The organism is Streptomyces sp. NPDC047982 (genome assembly GCF_043204165.1).
Classification (GTDB): domain Bacteria; phylum Actinomycetota; class Actinomycetes; order Streptomycetales; family Streptomycetaceae; genus Streptomyces.
Window position 1 is genome coordinate 1 of record NZ_JBIDBS010000006.1, and the last position, 21,166, is coordinate 21,166.

17 protein-coding genes and 1 pseudogene are annotated in these 21,166 nt (G+C 73.0%); 14 read left to right on the top strand and 4 right to left on the bottom strand.

The annotated features are described in order from the left end of the window. The first annotated feature begins 241 nt into the window (after window positions 1–241). Both ACGF2V_RS09130 and ACGF2V_RS09135 read left to right on the top strand, forming a co-directional pair. The gene (locus ACGF2V_RS09130; protein ID WP_392911356.1) at window positions 242–652 is read left to right on the top strand and encodes a hypothetical protein; all 411 of its coding nucleotides are present in this window, start codon (window positions 242–244) and stop codon (window positions 650–652) included. Next, window positions 652–1,392 (top strand): hypothetical protein, encoded by a 741-nt coding sequence (locus ACGF2V_RS09135; RefSeq protein WP_362705170.1) that lies wholly within the window; start codon window positions 652–654, stop codon window positions 1,390–1,392. Before ACGF2V_RS09130 ends, ACGF2V_RS09135 begins: the two co-directional genes overlap by 1 nt. A 59-nt stretch (window positions 1,393–1,451) precedes the next feature. On the opposite strand, the gene ACGF2V_RS09140 is transcribed toward ACGF2V_RS09135, so the two are convergent. Continuing rightward, window positions 1,452–2,732 (bottom strand): DUF1015 domain-containing protein, encoded by a 1,281-nt coding sequence (locus ACGF2V_RS09140; protein WP_362705167.1) that lies wholly within the window; start codon window positions 2,730–2,732, stop codon window positions 1,452–1,454. Window positions 2,733–2,803: 71 nt separating this feature from the next. On the opposite strand from ACGF2V_RS09140, the gene ACGF2V_RS09145 reads away from it, so the two are divergent. Together ACGF2V_RS09145 and ACGF2V_RS09150 are read left to right on the top strand one after the other, a co-directional pair. Continuing rightward, on the top strand, window positions 2,804–3,838 hold the full coding sequence (locus ACGF2V_RS09145; RefSeq protein WP_362627067.1) for an HAD hydrolase-like protein: 1,035 nt from the start codon (window positions 2,804–2,806) through the stop codon (window positions 3,836–3,838). Window positions 3,839–3,960: 122 nt separating this feature from the next. Then, window positions 3,961–4,107, top strand: a pseudogene (locus ACGF2V_RS09150) (ABC transporter ATP-binding protein); the annotation flags it as partial. Between the two features lie 102 nt (window positions 4,108–4,209). Here ACGF2V_RS09150 and ACGF2V_RS09155 read toward each other — a convergent pair. Continuing rightward, window positions 4,210–4,557, bottom strand: a complete 348-nt coding sequence (locus tag ACGF2V_RS09155) for an SCP2 sterol-binding domain-containing protein (RefSeq protein WP_362627064.1) — start codon at window positions 4,555–4,557, stop codon at window positions 4,210–4,212. Between the two features lie 43 nt (window positions 4,558–4,600). Here ACGF2V_RS09155 and ACGF2V_RS09160 point away from each other — a divergent pair, with 43 nt between their 5' ends. From ACGF2V_RS09160 to ACGF2V_RS09185, 6 genes are all read left to right on the top strand, one after another. Further along, window positions 4,601–4,963 carry a hypothetical protein gene (locus ACGF2V_RS09160; protein WP_362705164.1) on the top strand — a complete coding sequence of 121 codons (363 nt, stop codon included), beginning with the start codon at window positions 4,601–4,603 and terminating at the stop codon, window positions 4,961–4,963. A gap of 7 nt (window positions 4,964–4,970) precedes the next feature. After that, window positions 4,971–5,786, top strand: a complete 816-nt coding sequence (locus ACGF2V_RS09165) for a TlyA family RNA methyltransferase (RefSeq protein ID WP_362627058.1) — start codon at window positions 4,971–4,973, stop codon at window positions 5,784–5,786. Next, window positions 5,783–6,688, top strand: coding sequence for an NAD kinase (locus ACGF2V_RS09170; protein WP_362627055.1), 906 nt, complete (start codon window positions 5,783–5,785; stop codon window positions 6,686–6,688). Before ACGF2V_RS09165 ends, ACGF2V_RS09170 begins: the two co-directional genes overlap by 4 nt. Window positions 6,689–6,939: 251 nt before the next feature. Then, entirely contained in the window at window positions 6,940–8,685 is a 1,746-nt protein-coding gene (recN, locus tag ACGF2V_RS09175) for a DNA repair protein RecN (protein WP_362627052.1), read from the top strand. A 169-nt stretch (window positions 8,686–8,854) separates the two neighbouring features. After that, entirely contained in the window at window positions 8,855–9,667 is an 813-nt protein-coding gene (locus ACGF2V_RS09180; protein ID WP_362705161.1) for a hypothetical protein, read from the top strand. 267 nt (window positions 9,668–9,934) lie between these two features. Further along, a complete protein-coding gene (locus tag ACGF2V_RS09185) occupies window positions 9,935–11,026 on the top strand; it encodes a glycosyltransferase family 4 protein (RefSeq protein WP_362627046.1) in 1,092 nt (363 codons plus the stop codon). Window positions 11,027–11,051: 25 nt separating this feature from the next. Here the strand turns inward: ACGF2V_RS09185 and ACGF2V_RS09190 are convergent, their stop codons facing one another. Then, window positions 11,052–12,680 (bottom strand): PucR family transcriptional regulator, encoded by a 1,629-nt coding sequence (locus tag ACGF2V_RS09190; RefSeq protein ID WP_362627044.1) that lies wholly within the window; start codon window positions 12,678–12,680, stop codon window positions 11,052–11,054. 116 nt (window positions 12,681–12,796) lie between these two features. Beyond that, window positions 12,797–14,599: a glycoside hydrolase family 15 protein gene (locus ACGF2V_RS09195; protein ID WP_362627081.1), complete on the bottom strand. Its 1,803-nt coding sequence runs from the start codon at window positions 14,597–14,599 to the stop codon at window positions 12,797–12,799. Window positions 14,600–15,018: 419 nt separating this feature from the next. On the opposite strand from ACGF2V_RS09195, the gene ACGF2V_RS09200 reads away from it, so the two are divergent. The 4 genes from ACGF2V_RS09200 to ald all read left to right on the top strand — a co-directional run bounded on the left by ACGF2V_RS09200 (window position 15,019) and on the right by ald (window position 20,933). Then, on the top strand, window positions 15,019–16,704 hold the full coding sequence (locus ACGF2V_RS09200; protein ID WP_362627041.1) for a CTP synthase: 1,686 nt from the start codon (window positions 15,019–15,021) through the stop codon (window positions 16,702–16,704). Window positions 16,705–16,794: 90 nt separating this feature from the next. Next, complete coding sequence (locus ACGF2V_RS09205; RefSeq protein ID WP_362627038.1) at window positions 16,795–17,421, top strand: NUDIX hydrolase; 627 nt, start codon at window positions 16,795–16,797, stop codon at window positions 17,419–17,421. Window positions 17,422–17,610: 189 nt separating this feature from the next. Then, window positions 17,611–19,674 (top strand): tetratricopeptide repeat protein, encoded by a 2,064-nt coding sequence (locus tag ACGF2V_RS09210; RefSeq protein ID WP_362705158.1) that lies wholly within the window; start codon window positions 17,611–17,613, stop codon window positions 19,672–19,674. A gap of 143 nt (window positions 19,675–19,817) precedes the next feature. Next, complete coding sequence (gene ald / locus ACGF2V_RS09215) at window positions 19,818–20,933, top strand: alanine dehydrogenase (protein WP_362705182.1); 1,116 nt, start codon at window positions 19,818–19,820, stop codon at window positions 20,931–20,933. Window positions 20,934–21,166 lie beyond the last annotated feature (233 nt).

Below are 21,166 nucleotides of genomic sequence, written 5' to 3' on the forward strand. Positions count from 1 at the left end.
GGTCCGCGTCGGGACGACGACCGTGGTGGGTACCGGGGTCCGCGTCGGGACGACGACCGTGGTGGGTACCGGGGTCCGCGTCGGGACGACGACCGCGGTGGACGTCAGGGCGGCGGATACCGGCGCGACGACAGCCACGGTGGCTCCGTCGGTGGATTCCGTCGGGACGAGGGCCGGCCCGCCGGTGGTGGGTTCCGGCGGGATGATCGGCGGGACGACCGCGATCGCGGGTTCCGTCGTGATGACGACCGGACTGGTGGTGGGTTCCGCCGCGATGACCGTGACCGGGATCGGGACCGGGGTCCGCGTCGGGACGACGACCGTGGTGGGTATCGGGGTCCGCGTCGGGACGACGATCGTGGTGGGTATCGGGGTCCGCGTCGGGACGACGACCGTGGTGGGTATCGGGGTCCGCGTCGCGACGACGACCGCGGTGGACGTCAGGGCGGCGGATACCGGCGCGACGACAGCCGGGGTGGGGGATACCGCGGGCAGCGCGACGACCGTGATGGCCGGGGCGGCTACCGAGGTCGCGACGACAGGGGCGGGTACGGGCGGCGTGACGACCGTGACCGCGAGCCCGTCAAGCGGCTTCCCATCCCGGATGACGTCACCGGTGACGAGATCGACAAGGACGTGCGGCAGGAGCTGATGAGCCTGCCGAAGACCCTCGCCGTGGACGTGGCCAGGAACCTCGTCATGGTGGCCCGGCTGCTCGACGAGGACCCCGAGCAGGCGTACACGTACTCGAGGGTCGCCCTGCGGCTGGCCTCGCGGGTCGCCGCCGTGCGCGAGGCGGCCGGGTTCGCCGCGTATGCCACGCAGAAGTACTCCGAGGCGCTCGCCGAGTTCCGGGCGGCCAGGCGGATGACCGGCTCGGTGGACTTGTGGCCCGTCATGGCCGACTGCGAGCGTGGACTCGGGCGCCCCGAGCGGGCGTTGGCCATGGCCGGTGAGCCCGAGGTACGGAAGCTGGACAAGGCCGGTCAGGTCGAGATGCGGCTGGTGGCCGCCGGTGCCCGCCGCGACATGGGACAGCTCGACGCCGCCATTGTCACGCTGCAGAGCCCCGAGCTCGCTTCGAACGCCGTGCACGCGTGGACGCCGCGACTGCGGTACGCGTACGCGGACGCTCTGCTGGCCGCCGGGCGCGAGGACGAGGCACGCGAGTGGTTCGGTAGGGCGCTGGAGGCCGACAAGGACGGCGTGACGGACGCATCCGACCGGTTGGCCGAGCTTGACGGAGTCGAGTTCGTGGACGCCCTCGACGAGAGCGAGGGCGGGGTCGAGCGCGGGGACGCCCCGGCGGCGGACAACGCCCCGGCCGGGGAAGAGTGCGACGCCGAGGACAAGGACGACACCCGGGACGAGGAAGGTCCGTCCGAGGTGTGAGACATGGGAGAGGGGCGGCACGCCACGAGCGGGTGCAGCCCCTCTCTCCTTGCCGGGAATCAGTCGTCGAGAGCGAGGCTCCGCAGCACCAGCCCGGAGGCCGGTTTGGGGCCGAAGGATGTCGACTTGCGCGGCATGGTGACCCCCTGCCGGGCAAGGTCGCGCACCACGTCCTCACGCACCGGATGCATCAGGACCGCCGTGCCGTCGCGTCGCTCGGCCTGCTCCACCACGGCCGCGGCGTCGTGGATGTACCCGATGTGCTCCGGGGCGTCCGGGATGCGCCAGACGTGTTCCAGCAGGGTCGCGTGCAGGACCGTCGCGTCGAGGGACCGCCACGCGGCCGGGCGGTCGGCCGGAATCGTGCGGTGCAGCAGGGCGGGGTCCGGGCGGTCGACCAAGTGGAAGCCGCCGTCGCCGGCGAGCAGGAAGGCGTTGCCCTCCGCCGCCGCCCCGGCGAGCGCGTCCAGGGCATGGGACAGCGGGCCCTCGACGTCACGGACGCGGAAGAGGCCGGTCAGCGCGGCGAGCGCGTCGGCGACGGGCAGGTGGTGCAGCAGCCGGTGGATGGCGCGGACCCGGAGCGGATAGCGGGCCGTGTCGACGAGAAGGACCAGGCCGAAGTCCCAGGGACCGGGCGCGGTGTGCTCCCGCTGAAGGCGCAGGTAAGTGGCCCAGCGGTGGTGGCCGTCGGCGATCAGGGCCTGGTGGCGGGCGAGATCCGTTTCGATCTCGGCCCGGTCGGCCGGATCGGTGACCGCCCAGAGCCGGTGGCGGAAACCGTCCTCCGTGGTCGTCGTGAGCAGGGGCGGGCGGTCGATGGTCCGCTCGACGACACCGGCTGCGCCCGAGGCGTCACCGTCGCCGCGATAGGTGAGCAGCAGCGGTTCGAGATGGGCGGCCGTGGAACGCATGAGGTCGGCCCGGTCCTCGACGACGTGCGCCATCACGTCCTCGTGCGGCAGCACCACGCCCTCGCCGGGGGAGGAGAGCGCCAGCGCCCCGACGATGCCGCGTTGCAGGATCTCGGCGTTCCGCTGCTCGTAGACGTACAGGGCGGGCTCGGGATCGGGGGCGAGTATCCCCTCGGCCAGCCAGTGGCCCAGGGTCTCGGCCGCCTGCTTGTTGCGGGCCGCGGCCGTCTTTGCCTGCGGAAGGATCAGCCGGACGATGTTGTGCGGATCCGCCGACTCCAGGTGATGCAGTCCGTCGGGGCGCACGACGACGTCGTACGGCGGTGAGGTCACCGCTGCCAGACTGCCGACCCGCTCGGGGACGTAGCGCAGTCCGCGGAACGGGACCAGACGCAGTCCTCGGTCGGCCGGACCTGATGTGTTCATCACTGCATCGTAAGTGCGCGGCCGGGATGCGCGATGATCTGGACAGGAGTCCGTACCGAGGAGCGCAAAGAATGAGTCAGGCGAGCAGAACCAGGCCGAGCGGCAGCCGCACCGCCCTGAACGAGGCGTACGACACGGCTCTGCTGGATCTCGACGGGGTGGTGTACGCGGGCGGTCGCGCCATCGTGCACGCCGTCGACTCCCTGGGCGCCGCGCGTGACGGCGGGATGCACCTCGCGTACGTGACCAACAACGCGCTGCGCACGCCGGACGCCGTCGCCGCGCACCTGACCGAACTCGGTGTTCCGGCCGAGCCCGCCGACGTGATCACCTCCGCGCAGGCGGTGGCCCGGCTGATGGCCGATCAGTTGCCGGCCGGGGCGCGGGTGCTCGTGGTGGGGGGCGAGGGGTTGCGCGTCGCGCTGCGGGAGCGCGGTCTGGTGCCGGTGGAGTCGGCGGACGACGAACCGGCCGCGGTGGCGCAGGGCTACGGCGGGCCCGACATGACGTGGGGGCGGCTGGCGGAGGCGGCATACGCGATCGCGCGCGGGGTGCCGTGGTTCGCGTCCAACACCGACCTGACGATTCCGAGCGCCCGGGGCATCGCGCCGGGGAACGGGGCGGCGGTCGAGGTCGTGCGCATCGCGACCGGGGCCGAGCCGCAGATCGCCGGGAAGCCGCTGCCGCCGATGCACCGGGAGACGGTGCTGCGGACCGGGGCCGAGCGCCCGCTGGTCGTCGGGGACCGGCTGGACACGGACATCGAGGGCGCTTTCAACGGCGGGGTGGACTCCCTGCTCGTGCTCACCGGAGTGACGGACGCGGCCCGACTGGTGGCCGCCGGGCCGAAGCACCGGCCCACCTACGTCGATGCGGACCTGCGGGGGCTGCTGACGGGGCAGCCCGAGGTGACACGGGCGCAGGGCGACCGGTTCTGCTGCCGCGGCTGGAGTGCCTCGGCGGCGGGGGAGGAACTGGCGCTGGAGGGGGACGGCGACGACGTGCTCGACGGGCTGCGCGCGCTGTGCGGTGCGGCGTGGTCGTACGCCGGGGACGGCTCGTGCGGCCTGGACGCGGGGAAGGCGCTCGCCCGGCTGGGTCTGTAGGCCGGTGGTGGCTCCCGGCGATCGGCAAGCGATTCAGGCGGGCCCACCGAAATTCGCTGTGCCGGGGGTGCTGTCGTTCGCACGTTCGGTTCGTGCGGCGGGACGGAGCGGGCCCGGCCCGGGCGTCGCTGGTGGAGCGGGCGTTCGGGCGGCGCTGCCAGGTCATCGACGACCCCGAGACCGGTACGCCCCTGGTGGTCCCGACCACGCGCGGGGCGCGGGACGGCGGCGCGGACAGGGCGCCGGCGGGTTTGTCGGCCGATGGCTGACGGGCGACCGGCCGGGCCGTCCCGTGGGGACCCGCGCCCGTACCGCCGCCACGAGCGGGACCGCTCGTACCGCCGCCACGAGCGGGACCGCCCCTACCGCCGCTACAGCAGCGCCCGGAGCCTCAGCAGATCACGGAACCCGGCCTCCAGCCGGACCCGGCCCGCCCCCCACGCCCTCGCGAAGTTCAGCTCGCCGTCCACCATCGCCACCAGATCGTCGCCGTTCATCGCCAGCCGGATCTCGGCCTTCTCGCGGGGCGGCCCGTCCACCGTGTCCAGCACCTGGATCCGGCCATTGGCCAGCCGGCCGGTGAAGGTGACGTCGAGGTCCCGGACGTGGCAGCTCAGCGAACGGTCCAGAGCGGCCGCGCTGCGCACGTCGCCGTTCGCTCCCGCGAGATTGTCGGAAAGTCTGTCGAGTGCGCTGCGGCACTCAGCCATGGTCGCCATCGTGACCGACGGTACCGCAGCCCTTCGCGGTAGCGTTTCCCGCATGAGCGACTCGATGCCGGGGCCCGGTGCGGCGGCCGGAACAATGCCCGCGACAGCGCCCGGGGCGCCTCTCGCGGCGGCGTCGCCGGCCCCGGTCGCCGAGGGCGCGTCCCCCGGTGCCGCGCCCCTTCCCGAGCCCGGCGCCCCCGCACCTCTCGGCATCGCCCGGACCCTCACGGGGGACGCCGGGGTCGACGCCTGGCTGGGACGTCTCGCCGATGCCGACCACCTTCCGGCGGAGGGACACGTCCAGGTGTACGAGGATGTACACGAGGGCCTGCGCTCGACGCTGACCGCGCTGGACGCCGGCCCCGCACCCGCACCGGTACCCGCGCCGATGCCCTCGTACGACAACAGGAGCTGAACCGAACGTGGCAGGAGTGGCACGTCGCCGCCTCGACGCCGAACTGGTACGCCGTAAACTCGCCCGCTCGCGCGAGCACGCGAGCCAGCTGATCGCCGCGGGGCGGGTGACCGTCGGGGGCAACACCGCGACCAAACCCGCCACCCAGGTCGAGACCAGTGCGGCGCTCGTCGTGATCAAGGACGACAGCGACCCGGAGTACGTCTCGCGCGGCGGCCACAAGCTCGCGGGCGCCCTCGCCGCCTTCGTACCCCTCGGGCTGGTGGTCGAGGGGCGGCGTGCCCTGGACGCCGGCGCGTCGACCGGCGGTTTCACCGACGTCCTGCTGCGGGCCGGCGCGGGCCATGTCGTCGCCGTCGACGTCGGCTACGGGCAGCTCGCCTGGTCGCTCCAGTCCGACGACCGCGTCACGGTCAAGGACCGCACCAACGTACGGGAACTGACGCCGGAGGCGATCGACGGGCAGCCGGTGGACCTGGTCGTCGGTGACCTCTCGTTCATCCCGCTGGGGCTGGTGCTGCCCGCCCTGGCGCGCTGTGCCGCCCCCGACGCCGACCTGGTCCTCATGGTCAAGCCGCAGTTCGAGGTCGGCAAGGAACGGCTCGGCAGCGGCGGTGTGGTGCGCAGCCCCGCACTGCGGGCGGAAGCGGTGCGGGAGGTGGCACGCAGGGCCTGGGAACTGGGGCTCGGGGTACGGGGGGTGACGGCGAGCCCGCTTCCGGGCCCGTCCGGAAACGTCGAGTACTTTCTGTGGCTGCGGGCCGGTGCACCGGAGCTGGATCCCGCGGATGTCGACCGCGCAGTGGCGGAGGGGCCTCGTTGACGACGAATGCGGCACGAACTGTCTTTCTTCTGGCACACACCGGCCGCCCGGCCGCGATCCGCAGCGCCGAACTCGTCGTACAGGGACTGTTGCGCAGCGGCCTCGGCGTGCGGGTACTGGCCATCGAGGCGGCCGATCTGCCGCTGCCGCCATCCGTCGAGACGGTCACGGACACCACCCCCGGGGCCGTGGACGGCTGCGAGCTGCTGATCGTGCTCGGCGGGGACGGGACGCTGCTGCGCGGCGCGGACCTGTCCCGCGCCTCCGGGGTGCCGATGCTCGGCGTCAACCTCGGCCGGGTCGGCTTCCTCGCCGAGGCCGAACGCGACGACCTGGACAAGGTCGTCGACCGGGTCGTCACCCGGGCGTACCAGGTCGAGGAACGGATGACGCTCGACGTCGTGGTACTCAGCAACGGCGACGTCGTCCACACGGACTGGGCGCTCAACGAGGCGGCCGTGCAGAAGGTGTCGCCCGAGCGGATGCTGGAGGTCGTGCTGGAGATCGACGGCCGTCCGGTGACCGGGTTCGGCTGCGACGGGATCGTCTGCGCGACCCCGACCGGATCGACCGCCTACGCCTTCTCGGCGGGCGGTCCCGTCGTCTGGCCCGAAGTCGAGGCGTTGCTCATGGTCCCGATCAGCGCCCACGCCCTGTTCGCCAAGCCGCTGGTGACCTCGCCGGACTCGGTGCTCGCCGTCGAGGTCCAGCAGCACGCCCCGCACGGGGTGCTCTGGTGCGACGGACGCCGGACGGTGGCGCTGCCGGCCGGTGCGCGGGTCGAGGTGCGGCGCGGCACGGTGCCGGTGCGGCTGGCACGGCTGCACCCCGCCTCGTTCACGGACCGCCTGGTCGCCAAGTTCGCCCTGCCCGTCTCGGGGTGGCGCGGCGCCCCGCACTGACCGGCCGTCCTGGGGGCGCGGCGCCCCGCACCGACCCGTCGTTCCGGGTGGCGAGGCGTTCCGTACCGACCGACCGGCCGTCCCGGCCGGCGAGGCGTTCCGAACGCACCCGCCGTCCCGCGTGGCGAGGAGTCCCGCACGCATCGCCGGACGTTCCCCCGGCGGCGGTACCGGACGCTCCAGGTGCACACGGGAGAGTGAAGCGCGCAGGCGGGGCCCGTCGCACTTCGGGGCCCGGACCTCGTAAGGTCGTGTCCGTGTTGGAGGAGATGCGGATACGGTCGCTCGGAGTCATCGACGACGCGGTGGTCGAGCTGTCGCCCGGATTCACCGCCGTGACGGGTGAGACCGGAGCGGGCAAGACCATGGTCGTCACCAGCCTGGGGCTGCTGCTCGGCGGACGCGCCGACCCCGCCCTGGTGAGGATCGGGTCCAGGGCGGCGGTCGTCGAGGGGCGGATCACGGTGTCCGAGGGCGACGCCGTGGCGGCGCGGGCGGAGGAGGCCGGGGCCGAGTTCGACGACGGAGCCCTGCTGATCAGCCGTACCGTTTCGGCGGAGGGGCGTTCGCGGGCCCATCTCGGCGGCAGATCCGTGCCGGTCGGGGTGCTCGCGGAACTCGCCGACGAGCTCGTCGCCGTGCATGGCCAGACCGATCAGCAGGGGCTCCTCAAGCCCGCCCGGCAGCGGCAGGCCCTCGACCGGTACGCGGGCGACGGCGTCGCCGCGCCGCTGGTGCGGTACGCGACGGCGTACCGGCGGCTGCGCGCCGTGCTCACGGAGCTCGACGAGCTGACCACGCGCGCCCGCGAACGCGCCCAGGAAGCCGATCTGCTGCGCTTCGGTCTCGACGAGATCGCCGCGGTCGAGCCGCTCGCGGGCGAGGACGCCGACCTGGCCGCCGAGGCCGAGCGGCTCGGCCACGCCGAGGCGCTCGCCTCCGCGGCGGCCCTCGCGCACACCGCGCTCGCGGGCAACCCGGAGGATCCGGAGGGCGTCGACGCGACGACGGTGGTCTCGGCCGCCGGACGCGCGCTGGACACCGTGCGCGCCCACGATCCGGCCCTGGCCGCGCTCGCCGACCGGATCGGCGAGATCTCGATCCTGCTGGCCGACGTGGCCGGTGAACTGGCCGGGTACGCCGACCGGCTGGACGCCGATCCGCTGCGGCTCGCCGCGGTGGAGGAGCGGCGCGCCGCGCTCGCCGCGCTCACCCGCAAGTACGGCGAGGACATCACCGCCGTGCTCGCCTGGGCGGAGGAGGGATCCGCCCGGCTCACGGAGCTGGAGGGCGACGACGACCGGATCGGCGAGCTGACGGCCGAACGCGACGCACTGCGCGCCGAACTCTCCGTACTGGGGCAGGAGTTGACCGATGCGCGCACGGAGGCGGCGGCACGCTTCGCCGAGGCGGTGACCGAGGAGCTCGCCTCCCTCGCCATGCCGCACGCCCGTGTCTCCTTCGCCGTGCGGCAGACCGAGGCGGCCGACGAGGCTTCCGGCATCGATGTCGGCGGGCGCAGCGTGGTCTACGGGCCGTCCGGTGCCGACGAGGTCGAGCTCCTGCTGGCGCCGCATCCCGGTGCCCAGCCGAGGCCGATCGCCAAGGGGGCGTCGGGCGGTGAGCTGTCCCGGGTGATGCTCGCCGTCGAGGTGGTCTTCGCCGGTTCCGACCCCGTGCCCACGTACCTCTTCGACGAGGTCGACGCGGGCGTCGGCGGCAAGGCCGCCGTGGAGGTCGGGCGGCGGCTGGCGAAGCTCGCCAGGTCCGCGCAGGTCGTCGTCGTCACGCACCTGCCGCAGGTGGCGGCCTTCGCGGACCGGCAGCTTCTGGTCGAGAAGACGGTCGACGGAGCGGTGACGAGCAGCGGGGTCACGGTCCTGGAGGGCGAGGACCGGGTACGGGAACTCTCCCGGATGCTCGCGGGCCAGGAGGACTCGCAGACGGCGCGCGCCCATGCGGAGGAGCTGCTGGCCGCGGCACGGTCGGACGCGTAGCGGACGGACGTCGCGGCAGGCGTCATGCCACGGTCGTCGACGGGCGTCACGCCGTGGTCTTCGCAGCTCCGCCCGTCGTCGGCGGCCGTCATGTCGTGTCGTCGGGTCCGCCCGTCGTCGGCGGGTGCCGTCGGACCGCTCCGGCGGGCCGCTGCGTAGTCTGGCCCGCATGGGAGCAGATTTCCGTGGAGCAGCGGTGTCCGGCGCCGTCGCGGCCGCAGTGGCCACGGGCGTGTACCGGGCGCTGGGGGCCCGGTCCCGTCTTCGGCCGCGTGAACGTCGGCAACGCGTCAACCACGCGGGCCGGAGCGTCGATCTGTACGCGGGACCGGCCGTCGCCGTCGGCGCCGCGGCCGGGGCGGCCGTCCTGCCGCTGCCGGCCCGCACGCGGTGTGCCGCGTCGCTCGCGGTGCTGGTGGCGGCGGGCTGCGGCGCGTACGACGACCTCGCCGCTGCCGGCGATCCACGCCGGGGATTTCGCGCCCACCTCGGTGCCCTGCGGGACGGTGAGGTGACCAGCGGTGCCGTCAAGCTCCTCGGCATCGGGGCGGCAGGGCTCGCGGCCGGTGCGCTGATGAGGGAACGTCCCGTCGACCGGCTCCTGGCCGGGGCGGTGATCGCCGGGACCGCGCATCTGGTCAATCTGGTGGACGTACGTCCCGCCGCTGCCATCGGCACCGTGCTCGCGCTCGGTGCCCCGGGGCTGCCGGGAGGCGGGACCGCCGCCGCGCTCGCCGGCGCGCCGATGGGGGCCGCGGCCGCGCTCGTCGCGGAGGACCTGGGCGAGCGCACCATGATCGGGGACACCGGGGCCCACGCCCTGGGCGCGGCACTCGGTGTCGCCGTCGTGGCGGGGCGCGGCCGGGCCGGACTCCTCGCCCACACGGCGGGGCTCGTCGTCGCCGCCGTGTACGGGGAGCGGGTGAGCGGGCTCGTCCGGTCGCTGTGGGATCGAACGGTTCCGGACGCCGGGCGCGGCTGACCCCCGGACCCGGATGCCGCGGTGCCGGGGCGCGGCACCGGAGCTCATCTGCCGCGGGTGTCGGACCGCCGGGGCCCGGGCTCCCGGCCCCCGGCACGTCGACGCGGCAACTTCGCGCCGCATAGTTCACCCGTGGGAGTGGCGCGTCGCGGCCGGTCGCCGGTGTACGCGCAGGACCGTGGCCTGACTGTGCCGGAACGCCCGTACGGACTGGCATCCTTGGCGATGCCCTTTTCGCCGACTCGGGAGCCCCGGGAGCCAACCAACGTGTCACAGCTGCGTACGGTCCACGTCCTGGGCGGCGGCAGCGCGGGCAGCAGCGCCCACGTCAGCTCGCTGGCCGCCGGACTGGTGGCGAGGGGCGTGCACGTCACCGTCTGTGCCCCGGCCGGGCTCGACCACCACTTCGCCGGCACGGGGGCTTCATTCGCACCCGTGCCGCGGCGGAGTGATCCGGCCGCCGTCGCCGCCCTGCGCACCGCCTGCGCGACGGCGGACGTGGTTCACGCGCACGGGCCGCACGCCGCCGTGCGCGCCGCCCTCGCGCTCGGCGGGCGCCGGATCCCGCTGGTCGTCACCTGGCATGCCCGCCCTCACGCCGAGGGCGCCCGGGCGCGGCTGCTGCGTCTCATGGAGCGAAGGGCCGCCCGGGCGGCGGCGGTTGTCCTCGGCACGACATCGGAACTGGTCGACCGGGCACGGATGCGCGGTGCGCGCGATGCCCGGCTCTCGCCGGTCTCGGCCCCTTTACCACACCCGGACGACAGCATTGATCCGGCCAAGACGCGAGCCGAACTCGGCGCGGTGGGACGACCTCTGGTCTTCTCGTACGGGAGTCTCGTACCGCATCACGGGTACGACCTCCTGCTCGACGCCGCTCGGGCATGGCGCGATCCCGGCACCGCGCCGCTGCTGATCATCGCGGGGGAGGGCCGGCAGCGGTCGGCTCTGCAACGCCGGATCAGGGAGCAGGAGTTGCCGGTCCGGCTCATCGGCGAGCGGAACGACGTCGCGGAACTGCTCACCGCCGCGGACCTGGCTGTGCTGCCCAGTCGGTGGGAGGCGCGCCCGGTGCTGGCCCAGCAGGCGCTGCGGCTGGGCGTTCCCCTGGTCGCCACCGCCGTCGGGGGAGTGCCCGAACTCGTCGGGAACGGGGCGGAACTCGTGCCGTACGGGAACGCGGAGGCGCTCGCGCGCACCGTCTCCGGGCTGCTCGGTGACCCGGAGCGGCGCGCGCGACTGGTGGACGCCGGGCATGCCCAGGCCGCCAGTTGGCCCACGGAGGACGACACGATCGTCCAAGTACTCAGCATCTACGACGAGTTGACGCAGCCCCTGGTGATGCCGCGGACGCGGTGAGTGGGCCGCCCGCCGTTCTGCTGCATCACCGCGGTGTGTGACGGCGGGCCCTCAGCGCCAGGCTCAGGGCCAGCACCGTCTGCGGGTCGTCCAGATCGGTGCCGAGCAACTCTCCTATGCGGGCCAGCCGGTTGTACAGCGTCTGGCGGTTCAGGTGCAGTTCGCGTGCCGTCTCCGCCTTCCGACCCGCGTGGGCCAGATACGTCTCCAGTGTCGGGAGCAGCGGGGGCCGCGAGGTCCGGTCGTGATCGCGCAGCGGACCGATCGCCCGTTCCACGAACGCCGCCAGATCGGGGTGGTCCCGCAACCGCCACAGCAGCAGGTCGATGTCCAGGCGCCGGGCGTCGTACCAGGGCCGGTCATCGAGACCGTGCGCCGCCGTCGCCGTCTCCGCGGCATGCCGAAGCCCCGCACCGGCAGCCGCCCAGCCACCCGCGACGCCCACCACCACGACCGGCGGATGCGAGCCGGCCCTTTCCAGACCGGCGCGTTCCACACCGGCCCGCAGCGCCGCCGCGACCCGGTCCGCGACCGCCGTGCGCTCCGACTCGGCCCGCAGCCCCAGCAGCACCGGAACCCGGCCCTCCACGGGCCGTACGCCGAGCAGTACCGGCACCCCCACCGACGAGAGCTCTTCCAGCACCGCCCGCGCCAGCAGCGCCCAGTTCCCGGAACCGGACAGTTCGGGTGCCAGCCGCATCACCACCGGAAGCAGCGGCGACGCACCCGGCTTGAAGCCCAGTACGCGGGCCTGCGCCGGTGCGTCGTCCGGCGCGATCCGGCCCTCCGCGAGATCCGTCAGGAAGTCGCCCCGGCCACGCGCGGCGAGCTCCTCCTCCTGACGGGCCTGCATCAGCACCACGGCGAGGATCCCGGCCGCCCGCTCCGCCGCCATCCGGTGCACCGGCAACAACGGTCCCGACACGGCCGGCAGCACCAGCCTGGCCCGTACCGAACCGGCCCCCGGACCGCCGCCCGGCACATCCACCAGCACCGAGCCGGTGGGCGGCGACTCACGTGCCGCCCGGCCGCCGCGCAGGCCCTCCCACACCTGGAGCGGATCGGCGGACACCGGCCCGGCGCCGGGGCCCGCCGCGTACAGCAGTTGCCCGTCCGCCGTCTCCAGGAAGACCGGGCTGGCCGCGAAGTCCGCGAGCATGCCCAGCACCTGCGGCACCCCGCCGCCGCCGAGCAGCGCCTGGGTGCACCGCCGGTGCACGTCCTCGGCCTGCCGCAGCAGCGCGTAGTGACCGTTGACGATCTCGGTGTGGATCTCCTCGGTCACCGCCACGAACGGCACCTCCCGGTGCAGTTGCACCAGCGGCAGACCGGCCGTGCGGGCGGCGTCCACGATGGAGGCGGGCAGCCTGCCGAAGCGCGGTCCGAGCTCCACCACCAGGGCGGCGATGCCCCGATCGGCGAGCCTGCGGACGAAGGCCCGCTGCTCGGCGGGGCGGGTGCCGAGCCCCAGACCGGTGGTGAGCAGCAGCTCACCACCCTTGAGCAGCGAGGCGATGTTCGGCACCTCGCCGGCATGCACCCAGCGCACCGTGCGGTTCAGCCGGTCCGCGCCGGCCACCACCTCGGGGAGCCCGCTGCGCAGCCCCGGCAGCTCGAGCGCCCGCTGCACGGTGATTCCGCCCTGCGTCCCCATGGGGACTGCGCCCTGCGTCTCCACTGGCTCTGGCCTCGCGTTTCCCCTCGGGTCCTACGGCTGGTCGCCCCGGTCCGGAAAGGTACCGGCCCGGGGCGCGGAACGGGCCGCCGGGGTCAGCCGACGTACGCCCCGCTCGCCGTCAGGCGCAGTGCCGTGTCGATCAGCGGGACATGGCTGAACGCCTGCGGGAAGTTGCCGACCTGCCGCTGGAGCCGGGGGTCCCACTCCTCGGCGAGCAGTCCCAGGTCGTTGCGCAGGGACAGCAGCCGTTCGAAGAGCTGGCGGGCCTCGTCGACCCGGCCGATCATCGCGAGGTCGTCCGCCAGCCAGAACGAACAGGCCAGGAACGCGCCCTCGTCGCCCTCCAGGCCGTCCACGCCCGCGTCCTCGCCATGGGTGGGGTAGCGCAGCACGAAGCCGTCCTCCGTGGACAGCTCGCGCTGGATCGCCTCGATCGTGCCGATCACGCGCTTGTCGTCGGGCGGCAGGAAGCCCATCTGCGGGATCAGCAGGAGGGAGGCGTCCAGTTCCTTCGAGCCGTAGGACTGCGTGAACGTGTTGCGTTCCGCGTCGTAGCCACGCTCGCACACGTCGCGGTGGATCTCGTCGCGCAGTTCGCGCAGCCGCTCCACCGGGCCCTCGGTGTCCCCGGACTCGATCAGCTTGATGGTGCGGTCGACGGCCACCCAGGCCATCACCTTCGAGTGGACGAAGTGGCGGCGCGGGCCGCGCACCTCCCAGATGCCCTCGTCCGGCTCGTCCCAGTGCTTCTCCAGGTACTCGATCAGTTTGAGCTGGAGGCCCATCGCGTAGTCGTTGCGGGTCAGCCCCGTCATGTGGGCGAGGTGCAGCGCCTCGATGACCTCGCCGTACACGTCCAGCTGGAGCTGGCCCGCCGCGCCGTTGCCGACCCGGACCGGGGCGGAGTTCTCGTACCCGGGCAGCCAGTCCAGCTCGGCCTCGCCCAGTTCGCGCTCGCCCGCGATGCCGTACATGATCTGCAGGTTCTCCGGGTCGCCGGCGACCGCCCGCAGCAGCCACTCCCGCCAGGCGCGGGCCTCCTCGCGGTAGCCGGTGCGCAGAAGGGAGGACAGGGTGATCGCGGCGTCGCGCAGCCAGGTGTAGCGGTAGTCCCAGTTCCGGGAGCCGCCGATGTCCTCGGGCAGCGAGGTGGTCGGGGCCGCGACGATGCCGCCGGTCGGCGCGTACGTCAGGGCCTTGAGGACGATCAGCGAGCGGACCACGGCCTCCCGGTAGGGCCCGTGGTACGTGCACTGCCCGACCCACTCGCGCCAGAACTCCTCGGTCGCCTCCAGCGAGCCCTCCGGGTCCGGCAGGCCCGGCGGCTCGTGGTGCGAGGGCTGCCAGCTGATCGTGAAAGCGAACCGGTCCCCCGGGGCGACCGTGAAGTCGGAGTACGTGGTCAGGTTCTCGCCGTAGGTCTCGACGGAGGTGTCCAGCCAGACCGAGTCCGGTCCGGCGACGGCGACCGTACGGCCGTCGATCTTGTGCACCCACGGCGTCACACGGCCGTAGCTGAACCGCATGCGCAACTCGGAACGCATCGGCACCCGGCCGCTGATCCCCTCCACGATCCGGATCACCTGCGGGGCGCCGTCACGCGGCGGCATGAAATCGGTCACCCTGACCGTTCCGCGCGGGGTGTCCCACTCCGATTCCAGGACGAGGGAATCGCCCCGGTAGCGGCGGCGGGCCGCGGACGGGGGCTGTTCCTCGTCCTCCCACGCCGGACCCAGGCGCCAGAAGCCGTGCTCCTCCGTGCCCAGCAGTCCCGCGAAAACGGCGTGCGAATCGAAGCGGGGAAGGCACAGCCAGTCCACTGTGCCGTCCCGGCAGACCAGGGCGGCGGTCTGCATGTCTCCGATGAGTGCGTAATCCTCGATGCGCCCGGCCACGTGCGTCTCCAGTCGAACGGCCATGTCACCCCGTAGGGCATTACTGCGGGTCAGGAGGTCACCGCGAGGGGTTGTGGTGGGGGAAAGATGGGGAAACCTGCGAACCCGATACCTCGCCCGCAGCGAGTGTCCGAGCAGGATACGACGCACCCGGGAGGTCCGCGCGACCGTCTTGACAACGGGCCCGCCCGATCGGGCGTGGCGTGAACGGCTTGCGATGATCTTGTGCGGCGCATGTGCGGGATGTGGCCGGAAGCAGGCCCCCATGGTCGCTGATACCCTGGTAGCCCGTGGACCGGTGGTCGTCGGCGACAGCAGACGCGGCCCCCGAACCGCAGCGACTGGCAGCGCCGGGACCCCTCCGGACGGCGGCGCCGGAACGCCCCTCAAGACCGCGACCACGGGAGCCCCCTTTGGCTATGCAGCCCACATCCACGACGACCAAGCACATCTTCGTCACCGGGGGTGTCGCGTCCTCCCTCGGCAAGGGTCTGACTGCCTCCAGCCTCGGCGCCCTGCTCAAGGCGCGCGGACTCCGGGTCACCATGCAGAAGCTCGACCCGTACCTGAACGTCGACCCGGGCACGATGAACCCCTTCCAGCACGGTGAGGTGTTCGTCACCAACGACGGCGCCGAGACCGACCTGGACATCGGCCACTACGAGCGCTTCCTCGACGTCGACCTCGACGGCTCGGCCAACGTCACCACCGGCCAGGTCTACTCGCAGGTGATCGCCAAGGAGCGGCGCGGCGAGTACCTCGGCGACACCGTGCAGGTCATTCCGCACATCACCAATGAGATCAAGCACCGCATCCGCCGTATGGCCACCGACGACGTCGACGTCGTGATCACCGAGGTCGGCGGCACGGTCGGCGACATCGAGTCGCTGCCGTTCCTGGAGACCGTCCGCCAGGTCCGCCACGAGGTCGGCCGGGACAACGTCTTCGTCGTGCACATCTCGCTGCTGCCCTACATCGGCCCGTCCGGCGAGCTCAAGACCAAGCCCACCCAGCACTCCGTCGCCGCGCTGCGCAACATCGGCATCCAGCCCGACGCCATCGTGCTGCGCGCCGACCGCGACGTGCCGACCGCCATCAAGCGCAAGATCTCGCTGATGTGCGACGTCGACGAGGCCGCCGTGGTGGCCTGCGTGGACGCCAAGTCGATCTACGACATCCCGAAGGTGCTGCACACCGAGGGCCTGGACGCCTACGTCGTGCGCAAGCTCGACCTGCCGTTCCGCGACGTCGACTGGACCACCTGGGACGACCTGCTGGACCGTGTCCACAACCCCGACCACGAGGTCACCGTCGCGCTCGTCGGCAAGTACATCGACCTGCCCGACGCCTACCTCTCGGTCACCGAGGCCATCCGGGCCGGAGGTTTCGCCAACAAGGCCCGGGTCAAGGTCAAGTGGGTCGCCTCCGACGACTGCAAGACCCCGGCCGGTGCCGCGAAGCAGCTGTCCGACGTCGACGCGATCTGCGTCCCCGGCGGCTTCGGCGACCGCGGCGTCACCGGCAAGATCGGTGCCATCCAGTACGCCCGCGAGCACAAGGTGCCGCTGCTCGGCCTCTGCCTCGGCCTCCAGTGCGTCGTGATCGAGGCGGCGCGCAACCTCGCCGAGATCCCCGACGCCAACTCCACCGAGTTCGACCCGGCCACCGCGCACCCCGTCATCTCGACGATGGAGGAGCAGCTCGCCTACGTCGAGGGCGCCGGCGACCTGGGCGGCACCATGCGGCTCGGTCTGTACCCGGCGAAGCTCGCCGAGGGCTCGCTGGTCCGCGAGGCGTACGACGGCGAGCCGTACGTGGAGGAGCGTCACCGCCACCGCTACGAGGTCAACAACGCCTACCGCGCCGAACTGGAGAAGAAGGCCGGACTGGTCTTCTCCGGCACCTCCCCGGACAACAAGCTCGTCGAGTATGTCGAGTACCCGCGCGAGGTCCACCCCTACCTGGTCGCCACCCAGGCGCACCCGGAGCTGCGCTCCCGTCCGACCCGCCCGCACCCGCTCTTCGCCGGCCTGGTGAAGGCGGCCGTCGCGCGCAGGGCGGGCGCGACGGCCGACGGCGCGAAGCGCGCCACGTCCGGCAAGTAGTCCGGCGGTACGCAGGCATTAACGTTGACCGGGGTACGGGTCCGACCAGGACGCGTACCCCGGATTTTCGTTTTCTGTGGAAGGACGTAGATGGGTATCCAGGACACGCCCGAGGAATGGCAGGTCACCGCGACCGAGACGCCCTTCACCGGCAACAAGACCAGTGTCCGCACCGACGACGTGGTGATGCCCGACGGCACGGTCGTACGCCGTGACTACCAGGTCCACCCCGGCTCGGTCGCCGTGCTCGCCCTCGACGACGAGGACCGGGTCCTCGTGCTGCGGCAGTACCGCCACCCGGTGCGCCAGAAGCTCTGGGAGATCCCGGCCGGACTGCTCGACGTCCCCGGCGAGAACCCGCTGCACGCCGCGCAGCGCGAGCTCTACGAGGAGGCGCACGCCAAGGCCGAGGACTGGCGGGTGCTGACCGACGTCTACACCACGCCGGGCGGCTGCGACGAGGCCGTACGGATCTTCCTCGCCCGCGGTCTCTCCGAAGCGGACGGGGAGCGCTTCGAGGTCTCCGAGGAGGAGGCCGACATGGAGGTGGCGCGGGTGCCGCTGCAGGAGCTGGTACGGGGCGTGCTCGCCGGGGACCTGCACAACAACTGCCTGGTCGTGGGCGTCCTTTCGCTCGCGGCGGTGCGCGCGGGCGACGGGATCGACTCGCTGCGCCCGGCCGGGGCACCGTGGCCGGCCCGCCCGTTCGAGAGCTGACGGCCCGGCGGCCCAGGGCGGACCCGGTGGTACAGGCGGATCGGACCCTCTGATCGGACAAGGCGATGATCCGAACGGGGGACCTCCACGCCACGCTCCACGCCGATCGTCCACACGTCTGAACTACGCTCGAAAGGCCCTGACCGGACCACGGCGGGCGACGCGTGCGGCGGAAGTGGAGCGTGGCCCGTGACGGATCAGGCGGTGGACACCGGCAGCCCGGCCGAGACGGCGGGGAGCGAGAGGACGTCCGACGCCAGATCACCCCAATTCTTGGGCCGCGACCGTGAGTTGAAGCAGCTGCACGCCGACGTCGAGGATGTCGGACTGGACACCCTGGCCGGCCGCAAGCCCGCCCGGGCCCGGGTCCTGCTGATCGCCGGACGCCCCGGCTCCGGACGCACCGCGCTCGCCGGGGAACTCGTCCGTCGGCTGCTCGCCGCCGACGACCGCCGCGACGGCCCGTTCCGGGCCCGGCTCACCGAGCCCGGCGGCGCCCGCGTCCCCACCGAGCGCACCGCCCGGGAACTGCTCGACCAGATGGGTGTGACGGGCCCGCCCGGCGCCGACGGGGACGAACTCTCCCGGATGGTCCGCGAGGCGCTCGCCGGACGCCGCGCCCTGCTGCTCCTCGACGACGCCGCGGACGCCGAGCACGTCGACCCGCTGCTGCCCGACGACTCCGACTGCCTCGTCGTCGCCACCTCCGAAGGCCCGCTGACCGGCATCCCGGACGTCCGTCCCTGCACGCTCGGCGGTCTGGACGCGGCCTCCGCCGTCCGTCTCCTCGCCGGCCTCATCGGCCAGGTGAGGATCACCGTCGACCCGCGCACCGCGGAGTCCCTCACCGAGGAGTGCGGCGGACTGCCGGCCGCCCTGATGATGGCGGGCGGCTGGCTCGCGGCCCACCCCATGGCCTCGGTCTCCGACCTCACCCGACGGCTCCGCGAGCAGCCGGACGGTTCCGAGCAGCCGATCGGCGCCCGCCCCCTGGCCCGCGTCCTGCGGCTGGTCCACGACTCCCTGCCGCCCGCCGCCGCCCGGGCGCTGCGCCTGCTCGTCCTCGCTCCCGGCGGGACGGTCGACGTGCACACCGCCTCCGCGCTGGCGGGCTGCTCCGTCCACACCGCCCGGACGATGCTCGACGGCTTCGTGGACCTGGGACTGCTGCGCGCCGACGGGGTGGCCCGGTCGCAGTACGAGGTGCCCGGCTGCCTCGTGCCGTTGCTGTGGACGCTGCTGGAGGGCAGGGACCGGCCCGCGGAGGTCCAGCTCGCCAGGGCCCGGATGCTGGAGCGGACCGTACGGCTGCTGCAGTCCTGCCGGATGGCCACCGAGCCCGAGGACTCCCCGGCCCGTCGCGGGCTCGCCGCGCTGCCGCGGTCCCTGCGCTTCCCCGGTCCCGAAGCGGCCGGCGACTGGCTGCGGAGCCGTCGGCCGGCCCTGCTGGCATCGGCCCGGCTCGCCGTGGCGGACGGCGGACTCGACACGCTGGCAAGGCGGTTGGTGTCGGCGCTGGTGCGGGCGCTGGCCGTGCACGAGGGCACCGAGGCCGCCGCCCCCGACCTGTACGGACTGCACGGCCTGGTCCTGGCCGTCGCCGAGCGGCGCGACCTGCCGCGGGAGCGGGCCGCGGCGCTGCTCAACCTCGCCGACCTCGACGCGGGGACCGGCCGCACCCGGGACGCGCTGGCCCGCTACCGGGCCGCGCTGGACGCCGGACGGGCCGCGAAGGATCCGTACGCCACCGGCCGCGCGATGGAATCCGTGGGCGGTGCCTACGCCGAGCTGGGGGACTACCAGCGGGCCGCCGACTGGTACGGGCGGGCCCTGGCCCAGCGCCTCACCCGGGGCGAGCAGGCCGACGAGGCGAGGTTGTACGGGCGGCTGGGCGCCGTCCACACCCGCGCCGGGCACTACGACGAGGCCCTGCGGAACTGGCGGGCCGCCGCGGCCGGATACCGCAGGCTCGGCGACGTACCGGGCCAGGCGCGGGCGCTGAGCGAGGTGGCCCGGGTGCAGGAGTACGCGGGACGGCCACGTGAATCGCTGCAGACCTGCCAGGAGGCGGTGCACTGGGCCGGGCGGGCCGGAGACGTACGGCTCCAGGCGGCGTTGCAACTGCGGCTGGCCGACACGTTCGACCGGCTCGGCGACCCGGCCGCGGCCCGGTTGCACCGGGGCCTGGCTGACAGTCTGCTGCGAGGCGGGAGTGCGGCCTACGAAATCCGTAGTGTGGTGACTGAAAATTAGTGCTTTGTAAGGCTAGACAGTATGAAATCCTTCATTAGACTGGCTGTACCGCGTGTGTTCGCGGTGTCTCCATTTACGCAGTGTCTATCCGGGTATGTGTAGCCATGTCCGGGTAACCCTCTGAGTCAAGGACCGTGATCGACGTGAAGGTCGGCATCCCCCGCGAAGTCAAGAACAACGAGTTCCGCGTGGCGATCACGCCCGCCGGCGTGCACGAGCTCGTCCGTAACGGCCACCAGGTCCTCGTCGAGCAGAACGCGGGCGCCGGCTCCTCCATCACGGACGAGGAGTACATCGCCGCCGGGGCGCAGATCCTCCCCACCGCGGACGAGGTCTGGGCCGCCGCGGACCTGCTGCTCAAGGTCAAGGAGCCGGTCGCGGAGGAGTACCACCGCCTCCGCAAGGACCAGACGCTCTTCACCTACCTGCACCTCGCCGCCTCCCGCGAGTGCACGGACGCGCTCCTGGAGTCGGGCACGACTGCCATAGCGTACGAGACCGTCGAGACCGCGAGCCGTGCCCTGCCGCTGCTCGCCCCCATGTCCGAGGTCGCGGGCCGGCTGGCCCCGCAGGTGGGCGCCTACCACCTGATGCGCTCGGTCGGCGGCCGCGGCGTGCTGCCGGCCGGTGTCCCGGGCACGGCGGCCGGCAAGGCCGTCGTCATCGGCGGCGGCGTCTCCGGCTGGAACGCCACGCAGATCGCCGTCGGGCTGGGCTTCCACGTCACGCTGCTCGACAAGGACATCAACAAGCTGCGCGAGGCCGACAAGATCTTCGGCACCAAGGTGCAGACCGTCGTGTCCAACGCCTTCGAGCTGGAGAAGGCCGTCGTCGAGGCCGACCTCGTCATCGGCGCCGTGCTCATCCCGGGCGCCAAGGCCCCGAAGCTGGTCACCAACGAGCTCGTCGCCAAGATGAAGCCCGGAAGCGTACTTGTCGACATTGCGATCGACCAGGGCGGATGCTTCGAGGACTCCCACCCGACGACGCACGCCGAGCCGACCTTCAAGGTCCACGAGTCGGTCTTCTACTGCGTCGCGAACATGCCGGGCGCGGTGCCGAACACCTCCACCTACGCGCTCACCAACGCCACGCTGCCGTACATCGTGGAGCTCGCCAACCGCGGCTGGGTCGAGGCGCTGCGCCGTGACCCCGCCCTCGCCAAGGGTCTCAACACCCATGACGGCAAGGTCGTCTACCGCCAGGTCGCCGAGGCGCACGGCCTGGAGCACGTCGAGATCAGCACGCTCCTCGGCTGACGTTCCCCGCAGCCCAAGCGGCGGGGGAGGGGTGCCTCCCCGCCTCCCGTCAACCTCATACGTCGGGCCGGACCTTGCCGAGCAGGGTCCGGCCCGACGCGTGCCCGGACCCGGCCGGTCGCCGTTCAACTCGTCTCGAACGCGGCCCTTCGACCGATTCGTGCCCCAGATAAAGGTGCGTCTCGATGCCCGCGCACCCTTGACAGCGAGGTGTTCGATTGTCGACACAACCG

Coding starts and splice junctions, on each gene's coding strand:
- ACGF2V_RS09155 (WP_362627064.1), bottom strand. CDS start 4,557: ATGGCGACCATGGCTGAGTGCCGCAGCGCACTCGACAGACTTTCCGAC.
- ACGF2V_RS09160 (WP_362705164.1), top strand. CDS start 4,601: ATGAGCGACTCGATGCCGGGGCCCGGTGCGGCGGCCGGAACAATGCCC.
- ACGF2V_RS09130 (WP_392911356.1), top strand. CDS start 242: ATGACGACCGGACTGGTGGTGGGTTCCGCCGCGATGACCGTGACCGGG.
- ACGF2V_RS09145 (WP_362627067.1), top strand. CDS start 2,804: ATGAGTCAGGCGAGCAGAACCAGGCCGAGCGGCAGCCGCACCGCCCTG.
- ACGF2V_RS09135 (WP_362705170.1), top strand. CDS start 652: ATGAGCCTGCCGAAGACCCTCGCCGTGGACGTGGCCAGGAACCTCGTC.
- ACGF2V_RS09140 (WP_362705167.1), bottom strand. CDS start 2,732: ATGAACACATCAGGTCCGGCCGACCGAGGACTGCGTCTGGTCCCGTTC.
- ACGF2V_RS09180 (WP_362705161.1), top strand. CDS start 8,855: ATGGGAGCAGATTTCCGTGGAGCAGCGGTGTCCGGCGCCGTCGCGGCC.
- ACGF2V_RS09205 (WP_362627038.1), top strand. CDS start 16,795: ATGGGTATCCAGGACACGCCCGAGGAATGGCAGGTCACCGCGACCGAG.
- ACGF2V_RS09190 (WP_362627044.1), bottom strand. CDS start 12,680: ATGGGGACGCAGGGCGGAATCACCGTGCAGCGGGCGCTCGAGCTGCCG.
- ACGF2V_RS09200 (WP_362627041.1), top strand. CDS start 15,019: ATGCAGCCCACATCCACGACGACCAAGCACATCTTCGTCACCGGGGGT.